At 63.3% G+C, this 24,010-nt stretch carries 22 protein-coding genes and 1 pseudogene; 9 read left to right on the plus strand and 14 right to left on the minus strand.

The window, feature by feature from the left end; genetic code table 11:
- Positions 1-60: 60 nt before the first annotated feature.
- From gltP to CAF78_RS16675, 5 genes are all read right to left on the minus strand, one after another.
- Positions 61-1,389: a glutamate/aspartate:proton symporter GltP gene (gene gltP / locus CAF78_RS16655; RefSeq protein WP_085676635.1), complete on the minus strand. Its 1,329-nt coding sequence runs from the start codon at positions 1,387-1,389 to the stop codon at positions 61-63.
- Positions 1,390-2,118: 729 nt separating this feature from the next.
- Positions 2,119-2,592, minus strand: a complete 474-nt coding sequence (locus tag CAF78_RS16660; RefSeq protein WP_085676634.1) for an inhibitor of vertebrate lysozyme family protein — start codon at positions 2,590-2,592, stop codon at positions 2,119-2,121.
- A 2-nt stretch (positions 2,593-2,594) separates the two neighbouring features.
- The gene (locus CAF78_RS16665) at positions 2,595-2,756 is read right to left on the minus strand and encodes a DUF1328 domain-containing protein (protein WP_003252966.1); all 162 of its coding nucleotides are present in this window, start codon (positions 2,754-2,756) and stop codon (positions 2,595-2,597) included.
- Positions 2,757-2,798: 42 nt separating this feature from the next.
- A complete protein-coding gene (locus CAF78_RS16670; RefSeq protein WP_085676633.1) occupies positions 2,799-3,092 on the minus strand; it encodes a hypothetical protein in 294 nt (97 codons plus the stop codon).
- Between the two features lie 175 nt (positions 3,093-3,267).
- A complete protein-coding gene (locus CAF78_RS16675) occupies positions 3,268-4,071 on the minus strand; it encodes a BON domain-containing protein (RefSeq protein ID WP_085676632.1) in 804 nt (267 codons plus the stop codon).
- A gap of 227 nt (positions 4,072-4,298) precedes the next feature.
- Between CAF78_RS16675 and algB the strand changes: the two genes are divergently transcribed.
- On the plus strand, positions 4,299-5,645 hold the full coding sequence (gene algB / locus CAF78_RS16680; protein WP_085676631.1) for a sigma-54-dependent response regulator transcription factor AlgB: 1,347 nt from the start codon (positions 4,299-4,301) through the stop codon (positions 5,643-5,645).
- Complete coding sequence (locus tag CAF78_RS16685) at positions 5,642-7,420, plus strand: KinB sensor domain-containing domain (protein WP_085676630.1); 1,779 nt, start codon at positions 5,642-5,644, stop codon at positions 7,418-7,420. Before algB ends, CAF78_RS16685 begins: the two co-directional genes overlap by 4 nt.
- A gap of 12 nt (positions 7,421-7,432) precedes the next feature.
- Here CAF78_RS16685 and CAF78_RS16690 read toward each other — a convergent pair whose 3' ends face one another.
- The 7 genes and pseudogenes from CAF78_RS16690 to CAF78_RS16720 all read right to left on the minus strand — a co-directional run bounded on the left by CAF78_RS16690 (position 7,433) and on the right by CAF78_RS16720 (position 14,622).
- A complete protein-coding gene (locus tag CAF78_RS16690) occupies positions 7,433-9,052 on the minus strand; it encodes an EAL domain-containing protein (RefSeq protein ID WP_027917195.1) in 1,620 nt (539 codons plus the stop codon).
- 82 nt (positions 9,053-9,134) lie between these two features.
- Complete coding sequence (locus CAF78_RS16695) at positions 9,135-9,911, minus strand: N-acetylmuramoyl-L-alanine amidase (RefSeq protein WP_085676629.1); 777 nt, start codon at positions 9,909-9,911, stop codon at positions 9,135-9,137.
- A 59-nt stretch (positions 9,912-9,970) separates the two neighbouring features.
- Positions 9,971-11,917 carry a GGDEF domain-containing protein gene (locus CAF78_RS16700; protein ID WP_085676628.1) on the minus strand — a complete coding sequence of 649 codons (1,947 nt, stop codon included), beginning with the start codon at positions 11,915-11,917 and terminating at the stop codon, positions 9,971-9,973.
- A 98-nt stretch (positions 11,918-12,015) separates the two neighbouring features.
- Positions 12,016-12,848: pseudogene (locus tag CAF78_RS16705) on the minus strand (endonuclease/exonuclease/phosphatase family protein).
- Between the two features lie 34 nt (positions 12,849-12,882).
- Positions 12,883-13,518: a thiol:disulfide interchange protein DsbA gene (gene dsbA / locus CAF78_RS16710; RefSeq protein WP_085676626.1), complete on the minus strand. Its 636-nt coding sequence runs from the start codon at positions 13,516-13,518 to the stop codon at positions 12,883-12,885.
- Positions 13,519-13,670: 152 nt separating this feature from the next.
- On the minus strand, positions 13,671-14,288 hold the full coding sequence (locus CAF78_RS16715) for a cytochrome c (protein ID WP_079230207.1): 618 nt from the start codon (positions 14,286-14,288) through the stop codon (positions 13,671-13,673).
- 31 nt (positions 14,289-14,319) lie between these two features.
- Positions 14,320-14,622, minus strand: coding sequence for a cytochrome c5 family protein (locus tag CAF78_RS16720; RefSeq protein ID WP_085676625.1), 303 nt, complete (start codon positions 14,620-14,622; stop codon positions 14,320-14,322).
- Between the two features lie 193 nt (positions 14,623-14,815).
- On the opposite strand from CAF78_RS16720, the gene yihA reads away from it, so the two are divergent.
- Positions 14,816-15,448, plus strand: a complete 633-nt coding sequence (gene yihA / locus CAF78_RS16725; RefSeq protein ID WP_085676624.1) for a ribosome biogenesis GTP-binding protein YihA/YsxC — start codon at positions 14,816-14,818, stop codon at positions 15,446-15,448.
- Between the two features lie 415 nt (positions 15,449-15,863).
- Here yihA and polA read toward each other — a convergent pair whose 3' ends face one another.
- Positions 15,864-18,611, minus strand: a complete 2,748-nt coding sequence (gene polA / locus CAF78_RS16730) for a DNA polymerase I (protein ID WP_085676623.1) — start codon at positions 18,609-18,611, stop codon at positions 15,864-15,866.
- Between the two features lie 74 nt (positions 18,612-18,685).
- On the opposite strand from polA, the gene CAF78_RS16735 reads away from it, so the two are divergent.
- Together CAF78_RS16735 and CAF78_RS16740 are read left to right on the plus strand one after the other, a co-directional pair.
- Positions 18,686-18,973 carry a DUF2782 domain-containing protein gene (locus CAF78_RS16735; RefSeq protein ID WP_085676622.1) on the plus strand — a complete coding sequence of 96 codons (288 nt, stop codon included), beginning with the start codon at positions 18,686-18,688 and terminating at the stop codon, positions 18,971-18,973.
- A 71-nt stretch (positions 18,974-19,044) separates the two neighbouring features.
- On the plus strand, positions 19,045-19,995 hold the full coding sequence (locus CAF78_RS16740) for a homoserine kinase (RefSeq protein ID WP_085676621.1): 951 nt from the start codon (positions 19,045-19,047) through the stop codon (positions 19,993-19,995).
- 109 nt (positions 19,996-20,104) lie between these two features.
- On the opposite strand, the gene CAF78_RS16745 is transcribed toward CAF78_RS16740, so the two are convergent.
- Complete coding sequence (locus CAF78_RS16745) at positions 20,105-21,061, minus strand: zinc ABC transporter substrate-binding protein (RefSeq protein ID WP_085676620.1); 957 nt, start codon at positions 21,059-21,061, stop codon at positions 20,105-20,107.
- A gap of 18 nt (positions 21,062-21,079) precedes the next feature.
- Between CAF78_RS16745 and zur the strand changes: the two genes are divergently transcribed.
- The 4 genes from zur (at position 21,080) to CAF78_RS16765 (ending at position 23,945) form a co-directional block, all read left to right on the plus strand.
- Positions 21,080-21,565, plus strand: a complete 486-nt coding sequence (zur, locus tag CAF78_RS16750) for a zinc uptake transcriptional repressor Zur (RefSeq protein ID WP_027917183.1) — start codon at positions 21,080-21,082, stop codon at positions 21,563-21,565.
- Positions 21,562-22,335, plus strand: a complete 774-nt coding sequence (gene znuC / locus CAF78_RS16755) for a zinc ABC transporter ATP-binding protein ZnuC (RefSeq protein WP_085676619.1) — start codon at positions 21,562-21,564, stop codon at positions 22,333-22,335. The genes zur and znuC overlap by 4 nt, the downstream gene beginning before the upstream one ends.
- Positions 22,328-23,110 (plus strand): zinc ABC transporter permease subunit ZnuB, encoded by a 783-nt coding sequence (gene znuB, locus CAF78_RS16760; protein WP_085676618.1) that lies wholly within the window; start codon positions 22,328-22,330, stop codon positions 23,108-23,110. Before znuC ends, znuB begins: the two co-directional genes overlap by 8 nt.
- Before the next feature lie 127 nt (positions 23,111-23,237).
- Positions 23,238-23,945, plus strand: a complete 708-nt coding sequence (locus CAF78_RS16765; RefSeq protein ID WP_085676617.1) for a PA5502 family lipoprotein — start codon at positions 23,238-23,240, stop codon at positions 23,943-23,945.
- Positions 23,946-24,010: the final 65 nt, after the last annotated feature.

Consider the following 24,010-nt stretch of genomic DNA (forward strand, 5'->3'; position numbering starts at 1 on the left):
AAATCCACAGGCAACAAAAAGCCCCGACAAGTCGGGGCTTTCTGGTTCAACCGTTCAGGCTCAGCGCTTGGCGGCTTCGCCAACCATGGCAGCTTCCTGCTTGTCCGCCATCAGCGAGGCGTAGTACTGCTCGCCCTTGGCGGCGTCGTACATGCCTTCCCAACGTGCAATCACCAGGGCTGCCAGTGCGTTGCCGATCACGTTAAGGGCGGTACGCGCCATGTCCATGATGCGGTCGACACCGGCGATGAAGGCCAGGCCTTCCAGCGGGATGCCCACGCTGCCCAGGGTCGCCAGCAGCACCACGAAGGATACCCCCGGTACACCGGCAATACCTTTGGAGGTGACCATCAGGGTCAGCACCAGCAGCAGCTGCTGGCTCCAGGACAGGTCGATGCCGTACAGCTGGGCGATGAAGATCGCCGCGATGCTCTGGTACAGGGTCGAACCGTCGAGGTTGAACGAGTAGCCGGTCGGTACCACGAACGAGCAGATCGACTTCGGTGCACCGTACTTCTCCATTTTCTCGATCACGCGCGGCAGCACGGTTTCGGAGCTGGAGGTGGAGTAGGCGAGGATCAGCTCATCTTTCATGATGCGCATGATCTTGATCACCGAGAAGCCGAACAGGCGTGCGACCAGGCCCAGCACCATGAAGGCGAAGAAGGCGATGGCGAAGTACACCAGCAGCACCAGCTTGGCCAGCGGCAGCAGCGAGCTGAAACCGAAGTTGGCAACGGTCACGGCGATCAGGGCGAACACACCGATCGGGGCGTAGTTCATGATCATGTGGGTGACCTTGAACATGGTCTCCGACACGGCCTGGAAGGTACGCACCAGCGGCTCGCGCAGGTCGGCCTGCAGGCTCGACAGGCCGAGGCCGAACATGACCGAGAAGAAGATGATCGGCAGCATTTCGCCACGCATCAGCGCTGCGAAGATGTTCGACGGGATCAGGTTGAGCAGGGTCTCGATGAACGCGTGCTCGTGCTGCACTTCAGCCGCGGTGGCCTGGTACTTGGAGATGTCGACGGTACCCAGGGTGCTCATGTCGATGCCGGCGCCCGGGTGGAACAGGTTGGCCAACACCAGGCCGACAACGATGGCGATGGTGGTCACCACCTCGAAGTAGAGGATGGTCTTCAGGCCGATGCTGCCCAGTTTCTTCGCATCGCCAACCCCGGCGATACCCACGATCAGCGACGAAATCACGATCGGGACAACGATCATCTTGATCAGGCGAATGAAGATGTCACCGGCGGGCTGGAGAACGTTGCTGATCCACCAGGCCTTTTCCGCGCTGAAGTGGTTCAGCAGCGCGCCGACTGCAACGCCCAGAAGCAGACCGATGACGATCTGCCAGGCGAGGCTCAGTTTTGCCTTCTTCATGTCTTTACCCTTTGTTCTAGTGGTCACGGGCACCGACCGGAAAAGCGCGTAACAGAGCCGTTGGCAACGTCACGGGGAGCTTTTGGCTTCCGTCCGGAGACCTCATGTAAGGACACCGCGAGCGAGCGACAGGGCGCTCGGGCCAGCGAAAAAGGCGGCAACTATTGCGACGGGGAAGGCTGAAATCTAATGCCGGAAACGCATACCCCATGCCGATACGGCATAGACATCGAAGTCAAAATAGGACGCACGTAAGTCATTGATTTATAACGTTCGGAAATCCGAACAAGACCAAACCGCCATATTTAGGCAGTTTTGGCGGTGTATTGGCAGGGATAAAAACGGCTTGTTCGACAATCCGAATGGCCGAAATGACACTTGCGCGGCACCCGTATCGAGCGAAAAAAATTTGATGTACGGTCAAGACAAAATGTGTCTCAAGAGGGAAATCCTGAAAGGATTTAGCAAAACGGCGGGATGGCGCCTCGGAAGCCAGGCCGGGTGCACGTGTTTTTCGACACGCCTGACCTGAAGCTTCCGATTCTGCCTTTGCCTGACCCGGCCCAGTGCTGGAGGTACTCCCTGTACCCCTAGGCCACTCCGATCCTGCAACAATCAGAACAGCCCGGCCCCCTGGTCATGCGCTACCCCTCCTCGGGGCGGCGCATCATAGAAGCGAGAAAGATAAAAAGGTTCCGCTTCCATTAGATGACAGCGCGCGACCGCTGGTCAGTACCACTTCGGATCGCGCTTGAGTTGCTCCTGCAACATCGCCTTCATGCCGTCGTCCGGATCACCCAGCCAGCGGTACTGCGCATGGCGGGTTGGCGACTTGTCACTCGGCAAGCCCTCGGGCACTTCCACCAGCATCCCGTAGGCGTCGTCCTTGTCCCAGCTGAACGCCACGATCAGGCGCTTGTAGGTGCAGTTCTGCGGCGACTCGCACAGCGGGCCGACCAGATATTTGTCGCCGTCTTCAGTCACGGCAGACATCTGCTCCTGGCCGCTGCCGCTCAGGTTGATCACCCAATCGGGCAAGCGTTCCTCGCCTTTGATCGTGTCTTGCCAGGTTTCCCGGTATTCAGGGTCCGAGCCGAGCAACTGCTCGACCCGGACCTGGCCATCATTGGCCGCCAGCACCGCTGCACTGCTGCCCAACATCAGGGCAGCAGCAGCCAGGGCTGTGGATAGCTTCCTGCTCATCGTCAACCTCGGCCACGTCCAAAGAAGAAGGAGGCTACGAACAGGACCAGGAAGACAATGAACAGGATCTTCGCGATACCCGTAGCGGCGCCAGCGATACCACCGAAGCCAAGCACTGCGGCGACAATGGCGATGATGAGGAAAGTGATAGCCCAACTCAGCATGATGCTTCTCCTTTCTTTTTTGAAATCGGTCCAGCCAGCGCCTTAGAACACCCAGCGCTGCTGGGGAACGACGTTATCCACCGTGGCCGGCGAAGTGTTGGCGGCAGGCCGCTGCCCGGCAGGTTCGGCGGCTTTTACCAGGGTGTTGGCGCGGGTCGCCTGAATCTGCGTCAGCAGCGCGGTTTGCACTGCGACCTGATCGGCAAGGCGCGCGGTCTGCCAGCTGTAGTAAAAGAGGCCAGCGGCCAAGGTCAGCAGCAACGCCATGCCGAGCAACAGGAACTGGTGCAAGGGCAGTGCGGCATTCAGCGAGCGGTTGACGGATGGGCGGTTCATGCCGGCTTCTCCTGCTGTAATTTTTGTTCAAACCTGAACAGGTAATTGCAGCCAGCATGCCAGCCCATCCAATCCAATAAATTCCTTATAAATCAATAAGTTAAATAGTTCGCACGTTGCCATTGATGACGTATCCTGCACGATGGCCCTTCAGGCGTCGTGCGAATTGCACGATTCAGCCCTCTACCTTGGTCGCCACTTTGAGCAGGTCGGCATCGACCCCCCGCACACCGATGATTTGCCGCGCGATCTCCACGGCGATGGTCTTCTGCTCGCTGCTGACCACCTCACCGGTCAGCCGGACCATGCCCTGTTCACTGGCCACCTTGATGTTCAGGCCGTCCAGATTGCGGCTGAAGCGATAGCTGGTCTGGATCTTGTCGACCACCCAGCTGTCGCTCGGCTGCGTGCCACTCCCGGCGGCTACCGGGTTCTCCCTGGCCTTGGCCATGGCGGCGCTATCCAGGCTGACCAGGTTGTTGACCAGGTGCACGCCGTCGGTGGTGCGCGCCACCACACCCGCCAGCTCCTTGGCCTCGGCACTGTCGACCTTGCCGCGCAGGGTGACCACGCCATCGCTGCTTTGCACTTCGATCGGGGCGTTCTCCGTGGCCGTGCTCCACAGCAAGCGCGCCCGGATCACCGCGGCCAAGGTCGCATCCTCCAGCCGCTGGGCGTATGCACGCAGCTCCAGCGGGCGCTCGACCAGCTCGGCGTTGACCCGCAACTGGTTGTCGACCTGCTCGATGCCCCGTGTAGCCAGGGCCACATGCTCGGCCAACTGGCGTTCGACGTCGTTCTCGACTTCACCGCTAAGGCGGGCCCGCTGGTCATCGACCTCGACCTTGATGCGGAACGGGTTGAGCATCCGGTTGAGGGCCAGCGCGGTTTGCAGCGAACCCTCCAGGCGAGCGTCCTGTACCGGGTCGGCTGATGCAGGTGTGCAAACGGTCAGCAGGGTGGCCGCCAACACGGCCATACGGATGGTAGGAAACACGGATGTACCTCCTTTAGTTGGCAAAAGCAGAAAATCGTCGCAACCAATGTGCCAGCTCGTTGCTCTAAGAAAATCATCGAGATATCCGGCGTCTGCGTGAGATTTGGCCATTGGCTAGCATGCAAAGGTCCGATTCCTTCACAATTGACCGTGCAACTTGCCCGATTTTTCCCACACTAATTGAAGAACTACCCGAAGGAGCGCAGGAAATGGAATCAGCCCAGGACAACCAAGGCCGCATTCTGCTGGTGGATGACGAGTCCGCGATCCTGCGCACCTTCCGCTACTGCCTGGAAGACGAAGGCTACAGCGTGGCCACGGCCAACAGCGCCGCGCAGGCTGATGCCTTGCTCCAGCGCCAGGTGTTCGACCTGTGCTTCCTCGACCTGCGCCTGGGCGAGGACAATGGCCTCGATGTGCTGGCGCAGATGCGCATTCAGGCACCGTGGATGCGAGTAGTGATCGTCACCGCGCATTCGGCGATCGACACCGCAGTCGATGCCATCCAGGCCGGCGCCGCCGATTACCTGGTCAAACCCTGCAGCCCCGACCAGCTGCGCCTGGCCACCGCCAAGCAACTGGAGGTCCGCCAGCTTTCGGCGCGCCTGGAAGCCCTCGAAGGGGAAGTGCGCAAGCCCAAGGACGGCCTCGACTCGCACAGCCCGGCGATGATGGCGGTGCTGGAAACCGCCCGACAGGTCGCCACCACCGATGCCAACATCCTCATCCTCGGCGAGTCGGGTACCGGCAAAGGCGAACTGGCCCGCGCCATCCATGGCTGGAGCAAGCGGGCGCGCAAGGCCTGCGTGACCATCAACTGCCCGTCGCTGAATGCCGAACTGATGGAAAGCGAACTGTTCGGCCATACCCGCGGGGCGTTTACCGGCGCCAGCGAAAGTACGCTGGGCCGGGTGAACCAGGCGGACGGTGGCACGCTGTTTCTCGATGAGATCGGCGATTTCCCCCTGACCTTGCAGCCCAAACTGCTGCGTTTCATCCAGGACAAGGAATACGAGCGGGTAGGCGACCCGGTCACCCGCCGCGCCGACGTGCGCATTCTCGCGGCGACCAACCTCAACCTGGACGACATGGTGCGCGAGAACCGCTTCCGCGAAGACCTGCTGTACCGCCTCAATGTCATTACCTTGCACCTGCCGCCGCTGCGCGAGCGCAGCGAGGACATCCTGACCCTGGCCGACCGCTTCCTGGCGCGCTTCGTCAAGGAATACGCCCGCCCGGCCCGTGGCTTCAGCGACGAAGCGCGCAGTGCGCTGCTCAACTACCGCTGGCCGGGCAACATCCGCGAACTGCGCAACGTCATCGAACGTGCCAGCATCATCTGCCCGCAGGAGCGCGTCGAAATCAGCCACCTCGGCATGGGCGAGCAGCCCGCAGGCAATGCGCCCCGGGTAGGCGCGGCCATGAGCCTGGATGAACTGGAACGCGCGCACATCGGCGCGGTACTTGCCGCCAGCGATACCCTCGACCAGGCCGCCAAGACCCTCGGCATCGACGCTTCCACGCTTTACCGCAAGCGCAAGCAGTACAACCTATGAGGCTGCCGATGAAGCTGCGCACGCGGCTCTTTCTCAGCATCTCGGCTTTGGTGACCGTGGCCCTGCTGGGCCTGATGCTGGGATTGGTAAGCGTGCTGCAGATGGCCACGGTACAGCAGCAGTCGGTGCGCGAAACCACCCATGCGCTGGAAGTGGGTTTGAAACTGCGGCAGAACCTTGGCGAGCAACTGACGCTGCTGCTGGACGAGGACACCGCCCCGGACAATCTGCGAACCCTGCAGGACAACTTCCAGGAACTGCTCAACCAGGGCCTGGCGCAAGGGGGTGAACGCACAGGCTTCAGCAAGGCCAGCAGCAACTACCAGGCATTCTTGCAGGCCTACCGCGACAGCCCGGCCCCGGCCCGCAGCATGGGCACGGAACAACCACTGGGCGCGGCTTTCAACCAGGTACGCACCGACCTGATCGATTCGCACAAGCAAGCCCTCGATCACATCACGCGCAGCGAAGAACATACTCGCGACCGCGCCCTGCTGGTCAGCGGCGTGCTGGGCCTGATGGGGCTGGTGGTGCTGGTACTCGGCTTCGTCACCGCGCACAACATCGCCCGCCGCTTCGGCCAACCGATCGAAGCGCTGGCTAAGGCCGCCGACCAGCTCGGCCAGGGTGATTTCGACATCACCCTGCCAGTCACCCAAGCCATCGAACTCAACCAGCTGACCCGCCGCTTCGGGCTGATGGCCGACGCCCTGCGCAAGCACCAGGCCACCAATGTCGATGAACTGTTGGCTGGCCAGCAGCGCCTGCAGGCCGTGCTCGACAGCATCGACGATGGTTTGCTGATCATCGACCGCCAGGGGCACCTCGAGCACCTCAACCCGGTCGCACAGCGGCAGCTGGGCTGGAGTGACAGCCGCGTCGGCAGAGGCCTGGCCGAAGCGCTGCAGCGCCCGGAACTGGAACAACAGCTGCGCCAGGTGCTGCGTGGCGGCAGCCTGGATCGCCCACCGGAGGACCTGAGCATCGAGGTGGATGAAGAATCCCGCCTGCTGACCTACAGCCTGACCCCCGTCAGCCACCCGCAAGGCCCGATTCTGGGTGCGGTCATGGTGTTGCACGATGTCACCGAGCAACGCGCCTTCGAACGCGTGCGCAGCGAGTTCGTACTGCGTGCCTCGCATGAACTGCGCACCCCGGTAACGGGCATGCACATGGCGTTCGGCCTGTTGCGCGAGCGCCTCAAGTTCCCGCCCGAGGCGCGCGAGAACGATCTGCTGGAGACCATCGGCGAAGAAATGCAGCGCCTGACCCAGCTGATCAACGACCTGCTCAACTTCTCGCGCTACCAGAGCGGCCTGCAGAAGCTCGAGCTTGCCCCGTGCGCCATCGACGAACTGCTCGACAGGGCGCAAGCACGCTTCGGCGACCAGGCTGCCAACAAACAGATCGAACTGATCAAAGCGCTGGAACCTCCACTGCCACGCATCCAGGCGGACATCGCGCAGCTCGACCGGGTGCTGGACAACCTGTTGAACAACGCCATTCGCCATACCGCCAGCGGCGGGCGCATCCGCCTGCATGCACGGCGGCACGCGGAGCGGGTGATCATCAGCGTCGAGGACAACGGTGAAGGCATCGCCTATGGCCAGCAAGGGCGGATCTTCGAACCGTTCGTGCAGGTGGGGCGCAAGAAAGGCGGTGCGGGGTTGGGCCTGGCTCTGTGCAAGGAAATCGTGCAGTTGCATGGCGGGCGCATGGGCGTGTTTTCACGCCCAGGGCAGGGCACACAGTTCTACATGGCCCTGCCAGTCTGACGCTGCCCGCGCTCAGGGCTCATCATCGATCCGTGCCCGCCGCGGCTGCCGGCCGCGGGTCACCAGCTCGGCAAACTGCCGGGCATTGAGCGGGTGGGCGAACAACCAGCCCTGGCCATAGTTGACCCCCTCGCTGTTGAGCAACACCGCCTGCGCCTCGCACTCGATGCCCTCGGCAATCACCCGCAAATGCAGGTCATGGGCCATGCGAATGATGTGCGGCGCCACCCCGCTGCTGGCGGCGTCATGCCCCAGGGCATCGATGAACGCCTTGTCGATCTTCAGGCAGTCCACCGGCAAAGTCTGCAGGTAGGCCAGGCTGCAATAGCCCGTGCCGAAGTCATCGATCAGCACCTGGTGGCCGACCGCACGCAGGGCTTGCAGGTTATCCCGCGCCACCACCACATCGATCAGCCCGCGCTCGGTGACTTCAAAGGCAATCTGGCTGGCGGCGACACGGTGCAGCGCCAGCAACCGAGCCGCCACCCGGCCAATGCGCGGCACCATCACGTCACAGGCGGCCAGGTTCACCGAGATATAAAGGTTGCGATGGGAGCGCAGCAGCTGGCCCAACTGCTCCAGCACGCGTTGCAGCACAAAATCGGTGATCTGGCGAATCTGCCCGGTGTTTTCCGCCAGGGGGATGAACAGGTCCGGGCTGGTCAGCGAACCGTCGGGGCGGCGCCAGCGCACCAGGGCCTCGGCACCGACACAGCGGCGGCTGTCGAGCTCGATGATCGGCTGATACAGCACCTGCAGCTCGCCCCGACGCAGGGCATTCTGCAGTTCGGAACTCATCGAACGCCGCTGCAGGATCAACTGCAGCACCAGCCAGCCAATGCAGCACGCGGCCAGCACACTGCCCGGGAACAACAGCCAGAGCATGCCGTTCATGCGCAACGGCAGACTGGCCCGCGGCGCGATCAGCACCAACTGGTAGTCCGGCGACTTGGTCGGCATACGATAGACCAGCCGATCACGTAGCTCGAACAGCGACTTCTGGCTGGGTGGCGGCCAGCCACTGGTCGGCGGCCAGGCCTGGGGCGGGCCGAGCACCGGGATTGCGCGCGTGCCGTTATCCAGGACCACCAGCAAGCTGCCGCCCGGTGGCAGGTCGACCACGTCGGTCAGGTGCCCGCGTGAGGTGGAGACCAGGAAATTACCCCGCGCAAGCATCAGGGCGGCGAGGTTTTCGTTGGGTTCAGTGGTGGTATTGAGCCAGTAGCTGTACGTCGGGCCCTGGATATCCGGCGCTCGCGTCGGCACGAAGGCCCGTGCCCCGCCCCGATTGGAGCAGGCGACATTGGCATCGACATAGGCCGCTTCATAGATGAAGCGCGAACCCAGCCCGACCTGCTGCAACACCGAGATCATCGCCGGGCTGCAGCCGCGCAGCGACTGCGCCTGCAGTTCGTCGACGCCCTCGCGCAGTTGGCCGAATACCTGCTCCAGGCGGTCGAGAAAGCGCTCGCCCTGGGCGTTCATCTGCGCGCTCTCGCTTTCCTTCATCTGCTGCAGCGCGATACCGATGCTGGCGGTCAGCAATACTGCGGCGCTGGCCAATGCTGCCAGGGAGGCCAGCATCCAGGGGCGGTAAAAAAATTGGCGCAATGCAGAAATCAGGGCAGACATGGGCAGCATCCAGTTGATTAACAAGGTATAGCAACTGGAATGAGAATCGGCTCTGCCGTTTAGCGCCCGAATGCAATTCGCCTTAGCGCATGCGGTTCAGCACCGACAGCATGGCAGCGGTTTGCGCGTCCGGCATGCCGTCGAAACGCTGCGGGCGGAAGTGCATCTGGAAGGCCGCGATGACGTGCCGCGTGGTGACATCGAGCTGCCCGGTCTGCTCGATGGCATAGCCAAAGCGCGCCAGCTCCTGCTGGTACCAACCGATGGTCGGTGGGTTGACGTTGAAGTAAGCCTGCTGGCGGGCCACGGCATTGGGCTCGGGCCAGATGCCGAGGCCTGCATCCGCCAGGCGCTTCCAGGGGAACAACGGGCCAGGGTCGAGCTTGCGCGATGGGGCAATGTCGCTGTGGCCGATGATGTGCCGCGGCTCGATGTTGTTGCGCTTGACGATGTCCTTGAGCAACGCGATCAACGACTGGATCTGCGCCTCGCTATACGGGTACCAGACGCGTCCATTGGCGGTTTCGTCGAACCCCGGGTTGACGATCTCGATGCCGATGGAGCTGGAGTTCAGCCAGGTGCGCCCCTGCCACTGGCTGTCACCGGCATGCCAGGCGCGGCGGTTCTCGTCGACCAGCTGGTAGACCGTGGCCGGGCCGTCGCCAATCAGGTAGTGGGCGCTGACTTCGCCGTGGGTCAGCAATGCCAGCGAACGCTCCAGCGAGGCGTTGGTGTAGTGCAGGACGACGAACTGGATACGGTTGTCCTGGTTGGCGGAAGGGTGGCTGCGGTCGATGCGCAGGCCGGTCGAGCAACCGGCCAGAGTCAGCAGCAGCAATGCGGATAACAACGCTTTCATGGGAAAAGCCAGGGCAGTATGGGTAATGCAATAGGATAACGGATACTGGAGTATCAGACTTATCCTTGCTCCACCCGGTTTCGTCCTGAATCTTTGGCCCGATAAAGTGCGGCATCGGCGCGCTTGAGCACCTGGTCACCCCGTTCGCCGGAACGGAAGGCACTCAAGCCGATGGAAGTGGTGATGACCACGCGCTCGCCCTTGAAATGGAACGGGCAGGCCTCGATTGCCGCGCGTAGCGCTTCGGCAACCTGGGCAGCGGCTGCCGGAGACGTCTGCGGCAGCAACAGCACGAACTCTTCGCCGCCGAACCGGGCGATGAAGTCACGCGCGCGCAGGCGTTTGCGCAGCTGGTCGGCAACAATCTTCAGCACCTTGTCGCCGGCCAGGTGGCCGTAACTGTCATTGATGCGCTTGAAATGGTCCAGGTCGAGGATGGCCATGGCCAGGTGACCGCCGTTTTCCTGCCAGTCGAGCATTTCACGCTCCACCTGCTCGGTCCAGGCCGCGCGATTGGGCAGCCCGGTCAGTGGATCGATCAGCGCCTTCTGCCGCTGCTCTTCCAGGTGTTCACGGTAGCCAAGCGCTTCCTGCTCCATGCTGGCGACCCGCTCGGCCAGGCCCTGCAGGCGCCCGGCAAGCTCCTGCTCGCGGCGATCACGCTCGAGCTGGTGCTCGTCCATGGTACCCAGCAGCCCTTCCAGGCGGCTTTCCAGGATGTGCTTGAGGCTGTCTACATCCACTGCGCCCTGCACACTGCTTTGCAGGCCATCGACCTGTTCGCGCAGCTGGCTGTCCAGTTCGCGCGCAGCGGAACTGTTGTCGGCATGGCCGGCACTGGCTTCGTGCAAGTGGCTCTGGAAGCTGTCGAGGCGTTCGTTGAGCTGCTGCAGGTAAGTCTCGAACTCATGCTGCCCGCTGTCGGTGATCGCCAGCATGAGCACGGCCAGGTCATCGAGCACCGGGATCAGTTCATACCAGTTCAGCCCGCGTGCCACCCGCTCGCGCATCTCAAGGGCCTGGGCCTTGTGGCGTTCCGGCAGGCTGAGGTCGTCCAGCAGGCCGATCAGCGTCTGTTCGATGTGCGCCGCGACCTGGCTGTACGGCGGCTCTACCGCATCGGGCAGGGAGTAAGGGCCGTCCTCACCGAACACTTCTTCGAGTGTCGCCGGCACCGGGGCCGCCAGCGGCTCGGGCTGTTCCTGTAATTCGGCAGCCTCGGCGGCCTGCGGCTCAGCTTCTGGCTGGGCCATTACCGGTTGCTCAACGGCCTGTGGCTCAGCAAGCGCCTCCCGCTCGGTGGCATGAGCAGCTTCTTCAGGCTCCGGGGCAGGCGCGGCAGTAGCCAGAGGTTGCAGCTCGTCCGCGTCACGCGGCGGCAAGTCCACCAGTACAGGCCCGTCCGGCTGCGGTTGGGTTTCAGCCGGGGTGATCTGCGGCTGAAGCTGCACAACCTGAGCGTCCTCTGCCTGCGGCTCGTTATCGCGGTTACCGAACAGACGCTGCAGGAAGCCCGGCCTGGCCTCGTCATCCGCCTTGCTCAACGAAGAAAGGGCACGGCCTTGCAGGCCACTGAGCTCACCCAGCAGGGGCGGCAGCTCACGTGACTGGGCGACACCACCATCGAGCTTTTTCGCCAGTTTTTTCAGAGGCCGGGCAACTTCACCGGGCAACGGCAAGCCTTGAAGCTGGGTAACCAGTGCGTTCAGGGCATCACTGACCTGATTCATGCGGGTTTCCCGACGCTGCTCGGAATCCAGCACCGCTTTTTCAAGGCGCGGAATCAGCCCGGCAAGGCCGGCGTCCATGTTGTCGCTGCGGATGACCTCGCGCATTTCCTTCATGCACTGGTCGACGACCTTGTCGCTGCCTTCGGCCGCGAGGGTGCTGCGCACCAGGCCACGGCGCAGCAGGTCGAGGCGCGCATTCCAGCGGCGCTCGAGTTTTTCCTGCTGTTCGATGCTTTTAAGGTATTTTTCTTTCCAGCGCTCGGCTTCTTCGGTCATGCCTGGATCCGCGACGGGTAATGCATCTGTGGGCTGTGTAATGACACGCTGTCGGCGCGCCCCGCGAACACTTGAGGGCTTGCCGCGCTTTAGCTGATCTAGCTCAAGACCGGCAGCGTATCCACAGTCAGTGCATCAGGCAATCGGATCTCCACCGCAACGGGAAGGTGATCTGAAATGGGCTGTGCCAGCACCTCGACCCGCTCCAGGGTCAGGCTCGGGCTGAGCAGGATGTGATCCAGGCAGCGCTGCGGGCGCCAGCTGGGGAAGGTGGCTTCGACCTGGGGGGCGATCAGGCCCAGATCGCGCAGGGGCGAGTGCTCAAGCAGGTCGGTGGCGTGGGTGTTCATGTCCCCCATGAGTACCTGGTGGCGGTAGCCGCCAATCAGCTCACGGATGTAGGCCAGCTGCAGGGCACGCGTCTTGGCACCCAGGGCCAGGTGCATCATGACCACGATCAGCGCGTCCTCACCCTCGCCGAAGCGCACCAGGATCGCACCACGGCCGGCCGGGCCGGGCAGTGGGTGATCTTCAAGGTGTTGCGGCTTGAGGCGGCTGAGCACGCCATTGCTGTGCTGGGCGAAACGCCCGAGGTTGCGATTGAGCTGCTGGTACCAGTAAGGGAAGGCCCCCAGCTGAGCCAGGTGCTCCACCTGGTTGACGTAGCCTGAGCGCAGGCTGCCGCCATCGGCCTCCTGCAGGGCCACCAGGTCGAAATCACTGAGCAGTTGGCCGATTTTCTGCAGGTTGCCAGCCCGGCCGGTGTGCGGCAGCAAGTGCTGCCAGCTGCGCGTCAGGTAATGCCGGTAGCGCTCGGTACTGATACCCACCTGGATGTTGAAGCTGAGCAGCCGCAGACGACCATCCTCGGGCAGGCCTGGGGCCTGCAAGTGATGCTCGTTGACCTGCGGCTGGTGCAGGCCAATGCCACGCGCGGTTCTGAAGCGGCGCATGGGGTACGCCGCTTACTTAGCGGCGCGCTCCTTCTCGATCAGTTGGTCGGCGACGTTCAGCACGCCTTCCGGCCCGCCAGCGGTACCCAGGTCGAAGCGGTACTTGCCGTTGACCACCATGCTCGGTACGCCGGTGATTTCGTACTTCTTCGCCAGTTCCTTGGCCTGGTTGACCTGGCCCTTGATGGCGAACGAGTTGAAGGTGGCGAGGAACTTGTCTTTGTCGACGCCCTGGGTGGCGAGGAAGTCGGCCATGTCGTTCGGGTCGGTCAGGCGCTTGTGCTGGTTCTGGATGGCGTCGAACACCGCGGCATGCACCTTGTGCTCGACGCCCATGGCTTCGAGGGTCAGGAACATCTGGCCGTGGGCGTCCCATGGGCCGCCGAACATGGCCGGCACGCGCTTGAAGTTGACGTCCTTGGGCAGCTTGTCGACCCACGGGTTGATGGTCGGCTCGAAGTGGTAGCAGTGGGGGCAGCCGTACCAGAACAGCTCGACCACTTCGATCTTGCCTGGCTGGGACACCGGAACAGGGTTGCTCAGCTCGATGTATTCCTTGCCGGCGGTGGCAGGCTCCGCGGCCTGTACGGCAGTCATACCGAAGACGCTGGCAGCGACCAGCGCGGCGCTGAGAATCAGTTTACGCATGCTTTACTCCTGAGCATTCATTGGTCGCCTCGACGCGACCGTGCTGAGACCGGTGGCGAAGGGCCCGAGTTCTGTAGTGTAACGGCTGCGGACAGAAAAAAGGGCGGCCCGCGCCGCCCTTTCATCTTTAGCGTTGCAGCATTAACCGAATGTTAATGCAGGCCCTGGATGTAGCTGGCCAGTGCTTCGATCTCGTGATTGCTCAGCTTGCCGGCGATGGTGCGCATGGTCATCGCATCGCCGTCGTTGGTGCGGTTGCCCTCACGGAAGTCGGTGAGCTGCTTGGTCACGTACTGCGAATGTTGGCCACCCAGGTGCGGGAAGCCGGCGAGGGCGATACCGGCGCCGTTGGGCGAGTGGCAGCCGGTACAGGCCGGCATGCCTTTTTCCAGGTTGCCGCCATTGAACAGCGCGCGGCCGCGTTCGACCAGCTTGGGATCGGCGGCACCGACGCTGCCCTTCTGGCTGGAGAACCAGGCCGCGATGTCCGCCAGGTCCTGGTCACTGAAGTTGGCCAGCATGCCGGTCATTTCCAGCACGGTGCGTTTGCCCGACTTGATGTCGTGCAGTTGTTTTTCCAGATAGCGCTGGCCCTGGCCGGCCAGTTTCGGGAAGTTCGGCGCCAGGCTGTTGCCGTCGGGGTTGTGGCAGGCACCACAGACGGCAGTCTTGGCCTGGCCGGCGGCGGCATCGCCTTTGATGGGTTCTGCAGCAGTGGCCGCACCTGCGACACCCAGGGTCAACAGCAGACTCACGACTAGTTTGTTCATCAGCTAATCCAACACGGCTAAGGGTGAAATGTTATGTATCGGGACTGCCGCTCATCCAAAGGATGACCAAACGGTAGTCCTCGGCACTGCAGTCCATGCACAATCCACGCGGCGGCATAGCCTTGAAACCCTGGGTAACATGCACCACCAGTTGCTCCATGCCTTGCGCCAGCCTTGGCTCCCAAGCTGCCGGGTCACCCTTCTTGGGTGCCTGTGGCAACTGCCCGGCGTGACAGGCCGCACACGTGCGGTTGTACAACACCTCGGGATCCTGTGTAGCCTGTGCGCTGAAAAACGGCAGGAACATACCGACAGCTAGCAGCCATTTCGCCATGCGAAACGACCTGACAGGGTTGGGGGACGCGCTGCGTTCTGATGCGCGAGCTATTGTTCGACACCCCATGCGCATTCCCCTTCGCTGGGAGAATGAGCACACAAAAACTGGGGCATTATATACTTCCGCCATCCAAACGGAAACGACACCGCTTGCCGGCCTAGGCTTTGGCAACACCCACATCGGATATCCCATGCAAGTCAAGAACCCCATCCTCGGCCTCTGCCAGAAAGCCAAATTCGCCCTCAGCGCTGCCAAGGTCGAACAATGCCCGGACGACCAGGGTTACGAGGTGGCTTTCGCCGGCCGTTCCAACGCCGGCAAATCCAGCGCCCTCAATACCCTGACTCATGCCAGCCTGGCGCGTACCTCGAAAACCCCGGGGCGCACCCAGCTGTTGAATTTCTTCAGTCTGGACGATGAACGGCGTTTGGTCGACCTGCCGGGCTACGGATATGCAAAAGTCCCGATTCCGCTCAAGCAACACTGGCAGAAGCACCTGGAGGCCTATCTGGGCAGCCGGGATTGCCTGAAGGGCATCATCTTGATGATGGATGTGCGCCACCCGATGACCGACTTCGACAAGATGATGCTCGACTGGGCCAAGGCCAGCGGCATGCCGATGCATATCCTGCTGACCAAGGCCGACAAACTCACCCACGGCGCCGGCAAGAACACCCTGCTCAAGGTGCAGTCGGAAATTCGCAAGGGATGGGGTGACGCGGCGACCATCCAGCTGTTCTCGGCACCCAAGCGCCTGGGCCTGGAAGAGGCCTACCGGGTGCTGGCGGGCTGGATGGAACTGGAAGACAAGCCAGCTGTTTGATGGCAGTTCACTGACCCTGTGGGAGCGGGCGAGCCCGCGAACCTGGGCGAAGCCCAGGCCAGACACCGCGCTGGGTTTTTCGCGGGCACGCCCGCTCCCACAGGGTTATTCGCCCGCTGCAAGTCAAATTCCGGGCAAAAAAAACCCCGGACTTCGTATGGGGAGGGGGAAGTTCGGGGTTCAAGTCTGGACCGCTAGGGCGGGGTCCAGGTATCTGCCAACACTTAACACAACATAGGAGCATCGAAAGGCTTCACCAGCCATTCAGTTACTCTGAGTCCCGCTTCACCGGTTTAGTTCCGGAGCCCTCAAAACTATTTGCGATAGTTTCATGAAACTCTCGAACTAATGGCATCGAGCCATGCCAGGATCCGCGTCACCACGCCGCAGATCCTACACACCTTTCCCTGCTCAATCAGTGAGCTTCGTCCCAATTCGAGCCAACACCTGCTTCGACCACTAGCGGAACATCCAGCTGTGCGGCGTTGCTCATGTGCGTGCGAATTTCATCTTTTACCTGTGCGACCAAGTCCTCACGCACTTCCAGCACCAGTTCGTCGTGCACTTGCAGGATCACGCGCGCGTCCAGCCCGCTCGCGCTCAGCCAGTTGTCGACGTTGACCATGGCGCGCTTGATGATGTCGGCGGCAGTGCCCTGCATCGGCGCGTTGATCGCCGTGCGCTCGGCACCCTTGCGCAGGGCCGGGTTCTTGGCGTTGATGTCCGGCAGGTACAGGCGACGGCCGAACAGGGTTTCGACGAAGCCTTGCTCCGCCGCCTGGGCGCGGGTGCGCTCCATGTAGGCCAGCACGCCCGGGTAGCGGGCGAAGTAGCGGTCGATGTAATCCTGCGACTGCTTGCGGTCGACGCCAATCTGCTTGGCCAGGCCGAACGCGCTCATGCCGTAGATCAGGCCGAAGTTGATGGCCTTGGCGCTGCGGCGCTGGTCGGTGGTGACCTCTTCCAGCGCCACGCTGAACACTTCCGCCGCCGTCGCGCGGTGCACGTCCAGATCATTGCGGAAGGCATGCAGCAGGCCTTCGTCCTTGGCCAGGTGGGCCATGATGCGCAGTTCGATCTGCGAATAGTCCGCCGCCAGCAGTTTGTAGCCGGGGCTGGCAACGAAGGCCTGGCGAATGCGCCGGCCCTCGGCGGTACGAATCGGGATGTTCTGCAGGTTAGGGTCGCTCGACGACAGGCGACCGGTGGCGGCCACGGCCTGCTGGTAGGAGGTGTGAATACGCCCGGTGCGCGGGTTGATCTGCCCTGGCAGCTTGTCGGTGTAGGTGCTCTTGAGCTTGCTCAGGCTGCGGTACTGCATCAGTACTTCGGGGAGCGGATAGCCTTGCTCTGCCAGCTCGTCGAGCACCGCTTCGGCGGTGGATGGCTGGCCCTTGGCGGTCTTGCTCAGTACCGGCATGCCCAGCTTGTCATAGAGGATCGCCCCCAGCTGCTTGGGCGAACCGAGGTTGAATTCCTCGCCGGCCAGCGCGTAGGCACGCTGCTCCAGTTCGGCCATCTTCACGCCCAGCTCGCCGCTTTGTACGTGCAGCAACGCGGCATCGACCAGCGCGCCCTGGCGCTCGATCTTGGCCAGTACCGGCACCAGCGGCATTTCGATGTCCATCAGCACCGGCTGCACGCTTGGCGTCTGCGCCAGGCGCGCCTGCAGCGCGTGGTGCAGGCGCAGGGTGATGTCGGCGTCCTCGGCGGCGTAAGGGCCGGCCTTGTCCAGGTTGATCTGGTTGAAGGTCAGCTGCTTGGCACCCTTGCCGGCGATGTCCTCGAAGGCGATGGTGGTGTGGTCGAGGTATTTCAGCGCCAGGCTGTCCATGTCGTGACGGGTGGCAGTGGAATTGAGCACGTAAGACTCGAGCATGGTGTCGTAGGCCACGCCGCGCATCTCGATGGCAGGCGAGGTGTTGGCGAGGATATTGATGTCGTACTTGGCGTTCTGCCCGACCTTGGCCTTGGCCGGGTCTTCCAGCAGCGGCTTCAGCGCCAGCAGCACAGCCTCGCGGTCCAGCTGGGCCGGGGCGCCTTCGTAGTCGTGGGCCAGCGGCACATAAGCCGCTTCATGGGGCTCTACGGCGAACGACAGGCCAACCAGCTGCGCCTGCTGGGCGTCCAGGCTGGTGGTCTCGGTGTCGAAGGCGAACAGCGGCGCCTGTCGCAGTTTTTCCAGCCAGGCGTCGAAGCGGGCCTGGTCGAGGATGGTTTCATACTTGGGTTCGACCTTGGCCGCAGGCTCTTCGATGGGGGCGATGTCATCGCCAGCCTTGGCCGCGTCGCGCTGTACATCGGCGATCCAGCTCTTGAACTCCATCTCGGTGTAGAGCGCCAACAGCGCCTCGCGGTCCGGTTCGCCACAAACCAGTGCTTCGACCTCGACGTCAAGCGGCACATCGCACTTGATGGTGGCCAGCTCATAGGACAGGAACGCCGCGTCGCGGTGCTCTTCGAGCTTGGCGGGCAGGGTCTTGGCGCCACGGATGGCCAGGGCCGGAACCTTGTCGAGGTTGGCGTACAGATCGCTCAGGCCACCGCCGATGCCGGTCAGCAGGCCAACCGCGGTTTTTTCACCAACGCCCGGCACACCCGGGATGTTGTCGACCTTGTCGCCCATCAGGGCGAGGAAGTCGATGATGTGTTCCGGGCCAACGCCGAACTTTTCGTGCACGCCGGCCACGTCCAGCACACTGCCGGTCATGGTGTTGACCAGCGTCACATGGCCGTCCACCAGCTGCGCCATGTCCTTGTCGCCGGTCGAGATGATCACCGGGCGGCCCTGAGTCGCGCTGCTGCGTGCCAAGGTGCCGATCACGTCATCGGCCTCGACGCCTTCGACGCACAGCAACGGGTAGCCCAGCGCCTTGACGCTGGCATGCAATGGCTCGACCTGCACGCGCAGGTCATCCGGCATGCTCGGGCGGTTGGCCTTGTACTCGGCGAACATGGCATCACGGAAGGTCCCGCCCTTGGCGTCGAAGACCACGGCGAACAGGCTGTCGGGGTATTGCTTGCGCAGGCTCTTGAGCATGTTCAGCACACCCTTGACCGCGCCGGTCGGCATGCCCTTGGACGTGGTCAGCGGTGGCAGCGCGTGGAAAGCGCGGTAGAGGTAGGAGGAACCGTCCACCAGGACGAGGGGCGCTTGGCTCATGAGCAGAATCAACCTTTTCGGCGGGTCCGGAGCTAGAATAGCCGGATCAATGACGACAAAGGGACTAGGTTATCATGCGTACACTCAATCGCCTGTTACTGCTCGGCCTGATGGCAACCATGCCGGTCGTCACCCTGGCGGCGGACGACGCCCCCTCGGCCGATCCCGAGGTGACCATTCGCACGGAAGGCGATAAAACCATCCAGGAATACCGGCAGAACGGCTTCCTGTATGCGATCAAGATCACGCCGAAAAACGGCAAGCCGTATTTCCTGGTCCGCGCCGATGGCACTGATGCCAATTTCATTCGTTCCGACCAACCGGACATGCTGATCCCGTCCTGGAAGATCTTCGAGTGGTAATCTGACGCGCGCACCGTTCACATCAACCCGGCACTTCCCGGCGGAAGTGCCCGTATGGGCTTTTTTTCATCATGTCAGTCTTCACCCCCGTGACCCGGCCTGAGCTGGAAACCTTTCTGGCGCCGTACGAGCTGGGCCGTCTGCTCGACTTCCAGGGCATTGCCGCCGGTACCGAGAACAGCAACTTCTTCGTCAGCCTCGAACAGGGGGAGTTCGTCCTGACGCTGGTCGAACGCGGCCCGGTCGAAGACATGCCGTTCTTCATCGAGCTGCTCGACGTGCTGCACGACGCCGACATGCCGGTGCCCTATGCCTTGCGGGACCGTGACGGCAATGCCCTGCGCGAGCTGTGCGGCAAGCCGGCCTTGCTGCAGCCGCGGCTGTCGGGCAAGCACATCAAGGCGCCGAACGCCCAGCACTGCGCCCAGGTTGGCGAGCTGCTGGCGCACATTCACCTGGCCACCCGCGAACGCATCATCGAGCGCCGCACCGACCGAGGCCTGGACTGGATGCTGGCATCTGGTGCCGAACTGCTGCCGCGCCTGAGCGCCGAGCAGGCGGCACTGTTGCAGCCTGCGCTGGACGAGATCACCGCGCACAAGGCGCAGATCCTGGCCTTGCCACGGGCCAACCTGCATGCCGACCTGTTCCGCGACAACGTGATGTTCGAAGGGACCCATCTGACTGGCGTCATCGACTTCTACAACGCCTGTTCCGGGCCGATGCTGTATGACATCGCCATCACCGTGAACGACTGGTGCCTGGATGAGCACGGTGCGATCGATGTGCCGCGCGCCCAGGCGCTGCTGGCGGCCTATGCGGCGCTGCGGCCGTTTACCGCTGCCGAAGCCGAGCTGTGGCCGGAGATGTTGCGGGTAGGCTGTGTGCGCTTCTGGCTGTCGCGCCTGATTGCCGCAGAATCGTTTGCCGGGATGGATGTGATGATCCATGACCCGAGCGAGTTCGAGGTGCGCCTGGCGCAGCGCCAGCAGGTGGCATTGCACCTGCCGTTCGCCCTCTAGACCGCATCTGCTTTCGCGGGCAAGCCCGCTCCCACAGGGATAGCGTCAGCCTTGAGGCTTGTGCACAACCTGTGGGAGCGGGCTTGCCCGCGAAGTGGCCGGAACAGGCTTACAACTGCTCCAGGCAGCCTGCGAGGTCACCACCGAGCTTCTCGAGCAGGCGCTCATAGCCCTTGGCATCCACCGGATCGGTGCCACCCAGGGCATCCAGCTCCGCCAAACGTACCGGCAACCCAGCGGTCAGTGTCTCGGCCAGGCGCGGGCGCAACGGTGGTTCGCTGAACACACAGGTCTTGCCCACTTCCTGCAGGCGCTTGCGCATCGCGGCCACATGCTGCGCACCCGGCTGCACCTCGGACGCCACACTGAACACGCCAGTGTGCTGCAGGCCATAGGCCGACTCGAAGTAGTCGAACGCCTCGTGGAACACGAAATAGGGCTTGCCGGCGATACCCGCCACACGCGCCTTGATCCGTGCATCCAGGGCATCCAGGCGCTCGGTGAAGGCTTTCAGGTTGCTTTGGTAACGCGCAGCGTTGGCCGGATCGGCCGTCGCCAGGTCAGCCGCCATCTTCGCCGCGATCACCCGGGCGTTGATCGAAGACAACCACAGGTGCGCATCCAGGCTGCCCGGGCGGTGATCGTGGTCGTGGTCGTCCTCATCCGCCTCCTCATGGGAATGGCTGTCCTCACCAAAGTGGCGCAGCTTCATGCCTGAAAGCGACTGCACGGCCACCGTCGGTTTGCTGCGGCTGCCCAGCACCCGCGGCAGGAAATTCTCCATGTCCGGGCCGATCCAGTACAGCAGGTCGGCGTCACCGACCTTGCGCACATCGGAGGGGCGCAGGGCGTAGTGGTGCGGCGAAGCGCCCGGCGGCAGCAGCACGTCCGGCTGGCCCACGCCGTCCTGTACGGCGGCGGCAATCTGCTGCAGGGGTTTGATGCTGGTCAGCACACGCACGTCGGCCTGCGCCGAGCAGGCGATGAAAGCGACAAAAAGCACAAGGAATCGGGACACGATGAATACTCGACTCGTCAGAAACAGGTAACATAATAACGTCTCCATCCAGAACCGTCGCTGCCCATGTCCATCACGCCGCTGGCTCACCGTCCCCACGATCATTCCCATTGCGTGCACAGCGCATTGTCCGAAGCCGATGCCCTGTGCACGCGCCAGGGCCTGCGCCTGACCGCACTGCGCCGGCGTGTGCTGGAGCTGGTGTGGCAAAGCCACAAGCCGCTGGGCGCCTACGACATCCTTGCCGTGCTCAGCGAGCAGGATGGCCGCCGTGCCGCGCCGCCGACCGTGTACCGCGCCCTGGACTTCCTCCTGGAAAACGGCCTGGTGCACCGTATCGCCTCGCTCAACGCCTTCATCGGCTGCAGCCACCCGGAGCACGCGCACCAGGGTCAGTTCCTGATCTGCCGGGTCTGCCATGTGGCCATCGAGCTGGAGCAGGACAGCATCAGCGACGCCATCATCAACAGCGCCAAGGGCGTGGGCTTCAGCGTCGAAACCCAGACAGTGGAAATCGTCGGCCTGTGCGCCAATTGCCGGAGCGCAGCATGAGCGACGCCCTGATCCGCCTCGAGCAGGTCGGTGTCAGCTTCGCCGGCGAGGCCGTGCTCGACAGCATCGACCTGTCGGTGGCGCCCGGCCAGATCGTCACCCTGATCGGCCCCAACGGCGCCGGCAAGACCACCCTGGTGCGCGCCGTGCTGGGGCTGCTCAAGCCCCATCGCGGCAAGGTCTGGCGCAAGCCCAAGCTGCGCATCGGCTACATGCCGCAGAAGATTCAGGTGGACGCCACGCTGCCGCTGTCGGTGCTGCGCTTCTTGCGCCTGGTGCCCGGCGTAGACCGCGCGGCTGCCTTGTCGGCCTTGCAGGAAGTGGGCGCCGAGCAGGTCATCGACAGCCCGATCCAGACCATTTCCGGTGGCGAGATGCAGCGCGTGCTGCTGGCCCGGGCGCTGCTGCGCGAGCCGCAGCTGCTGGTGCTCGACGAGCCGGTGCAAGGGGTAGACGTGGTCGGCCAGACCGAGCTGTACAACCTCATCACCCGCCTGCGCGACCGCCACGGCTGCGGTGTGCTGATGGTCTCCCATGACCTGCACCTGGTCATGAGCGCCACCGACCAGGTGGTCTGCCTGAACCGCCACGTGTGCTGCTCGGGCCACCCTGAGCAAGTCAGCAACGACCCGGCCTTCGTCGAGCTGTTCGGCCAGAACGCCCCGAGCCTGGCCGTCTACCACCACCATCACGATCACAGCCACGACCTGCACGGCTCGGTCGTCGCCCCTGGCGCCCATGTTCACGGAGAGCACTGCAAGCATGGCTGATTTTCTTCTTTACGCCTTGCTTGCGGGTCTTTCCCTGGCAGTGGTGGCGGGCCCGCTCGGCTCGTTCGTGGTGTGGCGGCGCATGGCCTACTTCGGCGACACCCTGTCCCACGCCGCGCTGCTGGGCGTGGCCATGGGCTTCGTGCTGGATGTCAGCCCGGCCCTGGCGGTGACCGTGGGCTGCCTGCTGCTGGCGATCCTGCTGGTGACCTTGCAGCAACGCCAGCCGCTGGCCTCCGACACCCTGCTCGGCATCCTCGCCCCCAGCACCCTGTCGCTGGGCCTGGTGGTGCTGAGTTTCATGCACGATGTGCGCATCGACCTGATGGCCTACCTGTTCGGCGACCTGCTGGCCATCAGCACCACCGACCTTGGCTGGATCCTGGGCGGCAGCGCGCTGGTCCTGCTGCTGCTCGCCGTGCTGTGGCGGCCATTGCTGGCGATCACTGTGCATGAGGAACTGGCCATGGTCGAAGGGCTGCCCGTGGCGGGCCTGCGCATGGCGCTGATGCTGCTGATCGCCGTGGTGATCGCCGTGGCCATGAAGATCGTCGGCGTGCTGCTGATTACCTCGCTGCTGATCATTCCCGCCGCTGCGGCACAGCGTCACGCCCGCTCGCCAGAGCAGATGGCGCTGGCCGCCACGCTGATCGGCATCACCTCGGTGTGCGGTGGCCTGGCCATGTCCTGGTTCAAGGACACCCCCGCCGGGCCATCGATCGTGGTCTGCGCGGCGGTGCTATTCTTGCTGAGCCTGGCCCTGCCAAAACGCTGAAAACCGGGGTGCGCACAGGTGCACCCTGCAACCTTTTCGCGGGTAAAGGGTCTGTAAGACTTATTTTCGAGCGTGCGCACCTGGGTGTAGACTTGCTCGCTTTTTGCGCAAATAGAGAGTCGCAGGAATGAAGCCGTTCGCATCCCGTTATCTGCTTGTTGCCGCGTTTTCCCTGTTCCTGGCAGCGTGTTCCAGCGCGCCGGTCGAGCAGGCCGATGCACCTGCCCAAGCCGATGCCTGGCAGCAGCTGCAACAGAGTATCGCCAGCAACGAGCTGGCCACCGCCGAAGACCAGCTGGCTGCCCTGCAGGCGCAGTCGCCTGATGACGCACGCCTGGAGCAAAACCAGCGCCAGTTGGCAGAGGCCTACCTGAAACGCAGCCAGATCGTGCTGCAGAAGGGCGACGTCAATGCCGCCGCTACCGCGCTGGCCCGGGCCCGGGCGCTGATGCCGCAGGCACCGGCAGTGACCGGTGGCGATGCCGTGACCCAGGCACGCAAGGCCGAGCTGGAGAAGGCAGAAGCGGCCCTTAAGGCTGCCGAGGCCAAACCCCAGGCGCGAGTGATCGATCCGACTGCGCCGAGCACCGTGATCGCCCTGAAGACCACCGACATCAACGCGATGCGCCGCCAGCTCGACGAAATTGCCAAGGACGTGGTCAATTATCAGTGCGACGTGGTGTTCCAGGTACCGCGCACTCAGGATGCACCGTGGCTGAAAAACCTGCTGGAAAAGCGCGTGCACAAGCTCGACAGCGGCTTCAAGTTGAAGCAGAAGCATGAGATCCAGCGCTCGATGCCGGCCCAGGTGGTGCTGGTCCCGCATCAGCGTTAAAGCCTTCGCGGGCAAGCCCGCTCCCACACGGATCGCACCAAGCCCAAGGGCGGCGCAGTACCTGT

This window comes from Pseudomonas sp. R28(2017), from assembly GCF_002112505.1.
Lineage (GTDB): Bacteria > Pseudomonadota > Gammaproteobacteria > Pseudomonadales > Pseudomonadaceae > Aquipseudomonas.